Source organism: Citrobacter sp. CK202, from assembly GCF_030333225.1.
Classification (GTDB): Bacteria; Pseudomonadota; Gammaproteobacteria; order Enterobacterales; family Enterobacteriaceae; genus Citrobacter_B; species Citrobacter_B koseri.
Map to the genome: position 1 here is coordinate 21,561 of NZ_JAOWGI010000017.1, position 6,927 is coordinate 28,487.

The 6,927-nt window shown below is 55.7% G+C and carries 7 protein-coding genes; 5 read left to right on the plus strand and 2 right to left on the minus strand.

Translation table 11 applies throughout. The features are described from left to right. Nucleotides 1-12 precede the first annotated feature (12 nt). The 5 genes from hemE (at nucleotide 13) to OGX84_RS02800 (ending at nucleotide 3,554) form a co-directional block, all read left to right on the plus strand. A complete protein-coding gene (hemE, locus tag OGX84_RS02780) occupies nucleotides 13-1,077 on the plus strand; it encodes a uroporphyrinogen decarboxylase (protein ID WP_112001740.1) in 1,065 nt (354 codons plus the stop codon). A gap of 9 nt (nucleotides 1,078-1,086) precedes the next feature. Then, nucleotides 1,087-1,758 carry a deoxyribonuclease V gene (gene nfi, locus OGX84_RS02785; RefSeq protein WP_112001741.1) on the plus strand — a complete coding sequence of 224 codons (672 nt, stop codon included), beginning with the start codon at nucleotides 1,087-1,089 and terminating at the stop codon, nucleotides 1,756-1,758. Between the two features lie 42 nt (nucleotides 1,759-1,800). Then, nucleotides 1,801-2,391, plus strand: coding sequence for a YjaG family protein (locus OGX84_RS02790; RefSeq protein ID WP_012133796.1), 591 nt, complete (start codon nucleotides 1,801-1,803; stop codon nucleotides 2,389-2,391). 186 nt (nucleotides 2,392-2,577) lie between these two features. Further along, a complete protein-coding gene (gene hupA / locus OGX84_RS02795) occupies nucleotides 2,578-2,850 on the plus strand; it encodes a nucleoid-associated protein HU-alpha (protein ID WP_001044509.1) in 273 nt (90 codons plus the stop codon). 11 nt (nucleotides 2,851-2,861) lie between these two features. Further along, on the plus strand, nucleotides 2,862-3,554 hold the full coding sequence (locus OGX84_RS02800) for a DUF1481 domain-containing protein (protein ID WP_112001742.1): 693 nt from the start codon (nucleotides 2,862-2,864) through the stop codon (nucleotides 3,552-3,554). A 74-nt stretch (nucleotides 3,555-3,628) separates the two neighbouring features. Here the strand turns inward: OGX84_RS02800 and purD are convergent, their stop codons facing one another. Together purD and purH are read right to left on the minus strand one after the other, a co-directional pair. Next, complete coding sequence (gene purD, locus OGX84_RS02805; RefSeq protein ID WP_047459738.1) at nucleotides 3,629-4,918, minus strand: phosphoribosylamine--glycine ligase; 1,290 nt, start codon at nucleotides 4,916-4,918, stop codon at nucleotides 3,629-3,631. A 15-nt stretch (nucleotides 4,919-4,933) separates the two neighbouring features. Next, nucleotides 4,934-6,523 (minus strand): bifunctional phosphoribosylaminoimidazolecarboxamide formyltransferase/IMP cyclohydrolase, encoded by a 1,590-nt coding sequence (gene purH / locus OGX84_RS02810; RefSeq protein ID WP_112001743.1) that lies wholly within the window; start codon nucleotides 6,521-6,523, stop codon nucleotides 4,934-4,936. Nucleotides 6,524-6,927: the final 404 nt, after the last annotated feature.

Genomic DNA, 6,927 nt, shown 5'->3' on the forward strand with positions numbered 1-6,927 from the left:
AGGAACTGCAAAATGACCGAACTGAAGAACGATCGTTATCTGCGTGCGCTGCTGCGCCAGCCCGTTGATGTTACCCCGGTATGGATGATGCGCCAGGCAGGCCGCTATCTGCCGGAGTACAAAGCCACCCGCGCACAAGCAGGCGATTTTATGTCGCTGTGCAAAAATGCTGAGCTGGCGTGCGAAGTCACGCTACAACCGCTGCGGCGCTACCCGCTTGATGCGGCGATCCTCTTCTCGGACATTCTGACCATCCCGGATGCGATGGGGCTGGGACTCTATTTTGAGGCCGGGGAAGGCCCGCGCTTTACTTCGCCAGTCGCCTGTAAAGCGGATGTCGATAAGCTACCGATTCCTGACCCGGAAGACGAACTGGGCTACGTGATGAACGCGGTGCGTACGATTCGCCGCGAGTTGAAAGGTGACGTTCCGCTGATCGGTTTTTCCGGCAGCCCGTGGACGCTGGCGACTTACATGGTGGAAGGCGGCAGCAGCAAAGCCTTTACCGTCATCAAAAAAATGATGTATGCCGATCCGCAGGCGCTGCATGCGCTGCTCGATAAGCTGGCGAAAAGCGTCACTCTGTATCTCAACGCGCAGATTAAAGCGGGCGCGCAGTCGGTCATGATTTTCGACACCTGGGGCGGCGTGCTGACGGGGCGCGATTACCAGCAGTTCTCGCTGTATTACATGCATAAAATCGTTGATGGTCTGCTGCGGGAAAACGACGGTCGCCGTGTACCGGTCACGTTATTCACCAAAGGTGGCGGCCAGTGGCTGGAGACGATGGCGGAAACCGGGTGTGATGCGTTAGGTCTCGACTGGACAACTGATATTGCCGACGCGCGCCGTCGCGTGGGCCATAAAGTGGCGCTACAGGGCAATATGGACCCGTCCATGCTCTATGCGCCACCGGAGCGCATTGAAGAGGAAGTGGCGACGATTCTCGCCGGATTCGGCCAGGGTGAAGGTCACGTCTTTAATCTTGGACACGGCATCCACCAGGATGTGCCGCCGGAGCACGCGGGCGCATTTGTTGATGCGGTACACCGCTTGTCCGAACAGTACCACCGCTAAGGAGTCATTATGGATCTCGCGTCGCTACGCGCTCAACAAATTGAACTCGCCTCGTCGGTGATCCGCGAGGATCGCCTTGATAACGATCCGCCGAATCTGATCGCCGGGGCGGATGTTGGGTTCGAGCAGGGCGGTGAAGTGACGCGAGCGGCGATGGTGCTGTTGACGTATCCAGCGCTTGAGCTGGTGGAATACAAAGTGGCGCGTATCGCCACTACCATGCCGTATATCCCCGGCTTCCTCTCCTTTCGCGAGTATCCTGCGCTGTTGGCGGCGTGGGAACAGCTGTCGCAAAAACCGGATTTAGTCTTTGTCGATGGACACGGTATCTCCCACCCGCGTCGTCTGGGGGTGGCAAGCCACTTTGGATTGATGATGGATGTACCCACCATTGGCGTAGCGAAAAAACGGCTGTGCGGCAAGTTTGAGCCGCTTTCCGCCGAACCTGGCGCGCTGGCTCCGCTGATGGACAAAGGCGAGCAGTTAGCCTGGGTCTGGCGCAGTAAAGCGCGCTGTAACCCGCTGTTTATCGCGACCGGACATCGCGTGAGTACCGACAGCGCGTTGGCGTGGGTGCAGCGCTGTATGCAAGGCTACCGTCTGCCGGAACCGACGCGCTGGGCGGATGCGGTGGCATCAGAGCGTCCGGCGTTTGTGCGCTGGCAAGCAAATCACCGCTGATTCAGGTACACTGCGGCTCATTTCTGATTTCGAGAATTCAACATGTTACAAAACCCGATTCATCTGCGTCTGGAACGCCTGGAAAGCTGGCAGCACGTCACCTTTATGGCTTGTTTGTGCGAGCGTATGTATCCGAACTATGCCATGTTCTGTCAGCAGACGGGTTTTGGCGATGGGCAGGTGTACCGCCGAATCCTGGATCTCATCTGGGAAACGCTGACGGTGAAAGATGCGAAGGTCAATTTTGACAGCCAGCTGGAAAAGTTTGAGGAAGCGATTCCGGCTGCTGACGATTTTGATCTGTACGGCGTTTACCCGGCGATTGATGCCTGCGTTGCATTAAGCGAGTTAATGCATTCTCGTCTCAGTGGCGAAACGCTGGAACATGCCATTGAGGTCAGTAAGACATCCATTACCACGGTTGCGATGCTGGAAATGACTCAGGCTGGTCGAGAAATGACCGATGAAGAGCTCAAAGAAAACCCGGCTGTTGAACAGGAATGGGACATTCAGTGGGAAATATTCCGACTTTTGGCCGACTGCGAAGAACGCGATATTGAGCTGATAAAAGGGCTTCGGGCAGACCTGCGCGAGGCCGGTGAGAGCAATATCGGTATAAATTTTGAGCAATGACACCAGAAAACGTGATTTAACGCCTGATTTGTCGTGCCTGGAGGCTTCCCTTCCGCCCCCCGTCTGGTCTACATTTGGGGGGCGAAAAAAAGTGGCTATCGGTGCGTGTATGCAGGAGAGTGCTTTTCTGGCATTTCCGTCGCACTCGATGCTTAGCAAGCGATAAACACATTGTAAGGATAACTTATGAACAAGACTCAACTGATTGATGTAATTGCAGACAAAGCAGAACTGTCCAAAACCCAGGCTAAAGCTGCTCTGGAATCCACTCTGGCTGCTATTACTGAGTCTCTGAAAGAAGGCGATGCTGTACAACTGGTTGGTTTCGGTACCTTCAAAGTGAACCACCGCGCTGAGCGTACTGGCCGCAACCCGCAGACCGGTAAAGAAATCAAAATCGCTGCAGCGAATGTACCGGCGTTTGTTTCTGGTAAAGCACTGAAAGACGCAGTTAAGTAATTCGCGTGGCAGTGAACAGTTTTAATGAAGGGGCGCTCTCGCCCCTTTTGTCTGTCTGGCGTCGTATGCTGACGTTGGCAGGCGCGCTGTTGCTGTCCGCTTGTAGCCATAACACGACGCTTCCACCGTTTACGGCCAGCGGTTATGTTGACGACCAGGGTGCGGTACGCATCTGGCGTAAAGATTCCAGCGATGGCGTCCATCTGCTCTCGGTCTTTAGCCCGTGGCGTAACGGCAGCACCACAACCAGCGAATACCGCTGGCAGGGCGACATGCTCTCCCTGATTGAACTCAATATTTACAGCAAACCTTCTGAACATATTCGCGCACGCTTCGACGATCATGGCGAGCTCAGTTTTATGCAGCATGAAGTCGACGGGCAGAAGCAGCAGCTTTCCAGCGACCAGATCGCCTTATACCGCTATCGCGCCAATCAGATCCGCCAGACCAGTGACGCATTGCGTCAGGGACGCGTCGTGCTGCGTCAGGGACGCTGGCATGCAGACCGCACGGTAACTACCTGCGAAGGCGAAACGTTGAAACCAGACCTGGATGCGTGGGCTATTAGCCACATAGAGCGACGTCAGCAGCGTTCATCGATAGAGGTGAGTGTGGCATGGCTGGAGGCGTCTGATGGCTCTCAGCTGCTGCTGGTGGCCAATGAAGACTTCTGCCACTGGCAACCTATAGAGAAGACGTTCTGATGATTGCCGGATGGCGGCTTGCGTCTTATCCGGCCTACAGTTGCTCTCCATAGGCCGGATAAGAGGTGTCAGTGTTAGTTTTGCTCGCGTTCGATCGCGCGCCAGCCGATATCTTTGCGGCTAAAGCAGTTATCCCAGTGGATATCTGCCATCAGCGCGTAGGCACGCTGCTGTGCTTCGGCAACGGTATGGCCTAGCGCAGTGGCGCACAGTACGCGACCGCCGCTTGTTACGACCCGGTCATCTTCCGCCAGTTTGGTTCCGGCATGGAATACCTTACCGTCCGCCACCTCTTCCAGCGGCAGACCGTGGATCACATCGCCTGTGCGGTAGTCGCCCGGATAACCGCCAGCCGCCATCACCACGCCGAGCGATGCGCGCTCATCCCACTCAGACGTTTTCTCGTCCAGCTTACCGTCGCAGGCAGCCAGACAAAGTTCAACCAGATCGGATTTCATACGCAGCATGATTGGCTGGGTTTCCGGGTCACCAAAGCGGCAGTTGAATTCGATAACTTTCGGGTTGCCCTGCTTATCGATCATCAACCCAGCGTACAGGAAGCCGGTATAAGTATTGCCTTCCGCCGCCATGCCTTTTACGGTTGGCCAAATGATGCGCTCCATCGTGCGCTGATGAACCTCGTCGGTCACCACCGGCGCCGGGGAGTAAGCGCCCATACCGCCGGTATTCAACCCGGTATCGCCATCGCCGACGCGTTTGTGATCCTGGCTGGTGGCCATTGGCAACACATGTTCGCCATCGACCATCACGATGAAGCTCGCTTCTTCACCGTCGAGGAACTCTTCGATCACGATACGGTGTCCCGCGTCGCCAAACGCGTTACCCGCCAGCATGTCATGAACTGCGGCTTCGGCCTCGATCAGCGTCATCGCCACAATCACGCCTTTCCCGGCAGCCAGTCCGTCGGCTTTAATGACGATCGGCGCGCCTTTCTCACGCAGGTAAGCCAGCGCGGGTTCGATCTCCGTGAAGTTCTGGTACTCCGCCGTCGGAATCTGGTGACGGGCGAGGAAATCCTTGGTGAAGGCTTTGGAGCCTTCCAGCTGTGCGGCGCCTTCGGTTGGGCCAAAGATTTTCAGGCCTGCGGCGCGGAAAGTATCCACCACGCCTTTCACCAACGGCGCTTCCGGGCCGACGATGGTCAGATCGATCTTCTCGTTCTGGGCAAAGCTCAGCAGTGCCGGAATATCCGTGACGCCAATAGCGACGTTTTGCAGCGCCGGTTCCAGCGCTGTTCCGGCGTTACCTGGCGCGACATACACGGTTTCAACCTGCGGTGATTGCGCCGCTTTCCACGCCAGGGCGTGTTCGCGCCCGCCGTTGCCGATTACTAATACTTTCATTGTCTGCTCCGTGAATTAATGGCGGAAGTGACGCATGTCGGTGAAGATCATCGCAATGCCGTGTTCATCAGCGGCGGCAATGACTTCATCATCACGGATGGAGCCACCGGGCTGGATCACGCAGCTCACGCCAACAGCAGCCGCAGCATCAATACCGTCGCGGAACGGGAAGAACGCGTCAGAGGCCATTGCGGAACCTTTTACTTCCAGCCCTTCATCGCCCGCTTTAATACCGGCGATCTTCGCGGAATAAACGCGGCTCATCTGGCCCGCGCCAATACCGATAGTCATATTCTCTTTCGCGTACACAATCGCGTTGGATTTCACAAACTTCGCTACTTTCCAGCAGAACAGCGCGTCACGCAGTTCCTGCTCGCTCGGCTGACGTTTGGACACTACGCGCAGTTCGCCTGCCGTTACCATACCCAGGTCACGATCCTGAACCAGCAGACCGCCGTTGACACGTTTGAAGTCCAGGCCCGGGACGCGCTCGGCCCACTGGCCGCAGGTCAGGACGCGCACGTTCTGTTTGGCGGCGGTGATTTTCAGTGCGTCTTCGGTTGCGGAAGGCGCAATGATCACTTCGACAAACTGACGGGAGATGATGGCCTGTGCCGTTTCGGCATCCAGTTCGCGGTTAAACGCGATGATGCCGCCGAATGCGGAGGTCGGGTCAGTCTTGTATGCGCGATCGTAGGCGTCGAGAATAGAAGTGCTTACCGCCACGCCACACGGGTTAGCGTGCTTCACGATGACGCAGGCGGGCTCGCTGAACTCTTTCACACACTCCAGCGCCGCGTCGGTATCGGCGATGTTGTTGTAGGAAAGCGCTTTGCCCTGTACCTGCTGCGCGGTCGCAACAGATGCTTCTTGCACATTCTCTTCTATATAGAAGGCTGCCTGCTGGTGGCTGTTTTCGCCGTAGCGCATATCCTGCTTCTTAATGAAGTTCAGATTCAGGGTACGCGGGAAGCGGCCAGCGGCCTCTTTGCTTTCACTGTGATATGCCGGAACCATGCTGCCGAAGTAGTTGGCAATCATGCTGTCGTAGGCGGCGGTGTGTTCGAAGGCTTTAATGGCGAGATCGAAACGGGTATCAAGGGTCAGTGAACCGTCGTTGCTATCCATCTCTTTAATAATGGCGTCGTAGTCGCTGCTCTTTACAACGATAGCGACATCTTTATGGTTCTTGGCAGCGGAGCGCACCATGGTCGGGCCGCCGATATCAATGTTCTCTACGGCATCTTCCAGCGAGCAACCTTCACGAGCGACGGTCTGGGCGAACGGGTACAGGTTAACAACAACCATATCGATTGGCGCGATACCGTGTTGTTCCATAATTCCGTCATCCTGACCACGGCGACCGAGAATACCGCCGTGTACTTTCGGATGCAGGGTCTTCACGCGTCCATCCATCATTTCCGGGAAACCGGTGTAATCGGAAACTTCGGTCACCGGCAGACCTTTATCTGCTAACAGACGGGCAGTGCCCCCTGTAGACAGCAGCTCCACACCGCGTGCGGAAAGTGCCTGGGCGAATTCGACGATACCGGCCTTGTCAGAAACACTGAGCAGAGCGCGGCGGACTGGACGACGTTGTTGCATGGTAAATCCCCTGGATTTGACTATTACAGAGAGCGTTAGCTGAATTTTTCGTGAAAAACTCAGCTAACGCCCCTTACGGGGCATCCTTGTTTTGCGGTGGCATTGTAACGAAAACGTTTGCGCAACGCTCGCGAATTTTTCTTTTTCCATTCGATACCCTTTTATTCCTGTATTGAGCGCGTCTTTATTAAGGAGAGATTCAGGAAATGATCGCCAGGATTGTGGATAACTCTGTGTGTAAAAGGGTATAAGGCGGGGTTTTGCTGGGGAATGCAGCAGTCAGTCATTTTTCTGTCATTTTTCTATTGCGGCCTGCGGAGAACTCCCTATAATGCGCCTCCATCGACACGGCGGATGTGAATCACTTCACACAAACAGCCGGTTGATTAAAGAGAAAAATCCTG

Bases quoted from the DNA above. Each gene is read 5' to 3' on its own strand.
- hemE (WP_112001740.1), top strand. From the start codon at position 13: ATGACCGAACTGAAGAACGATCGTTATCTGCGTGCGCTGCTGCGCCAG.
- nfi (WP_112001741.1), top strand. From the start codon at position 1,087: ATGGATCTCGCGTCGCTACGCGCTCAACAAATTGAACTCGCCTCGTCG.
- OGX84_RS02790 (WP_012133796.1), top strand. From the start codon at position 1,801: ATGTTACAAAACCCGATTCATCTGCGTCTGGAACGCCTGGAAAGCTGG.
- hupA (WP_001044509.1), top strand. From the start codon at position 2,578: ATGAACAAGACTCAACTGATTGATGTAATTGCAGACAAAGCAGAACTG.
- purD (WP_047459738.1), bottom strand. From the start codon at position 4,918: ATGAAAGTATTAGTAATCGGCAACGGCGGGCGCGAACACGCCCTGGCG.
- purH (WP_112001743.1), bottom strand. From the start codon at position 6,523: ATGCAACAACGTCGTCCAGTCCGCCGCGCTCTGCTCAGTGTTTCTGAC.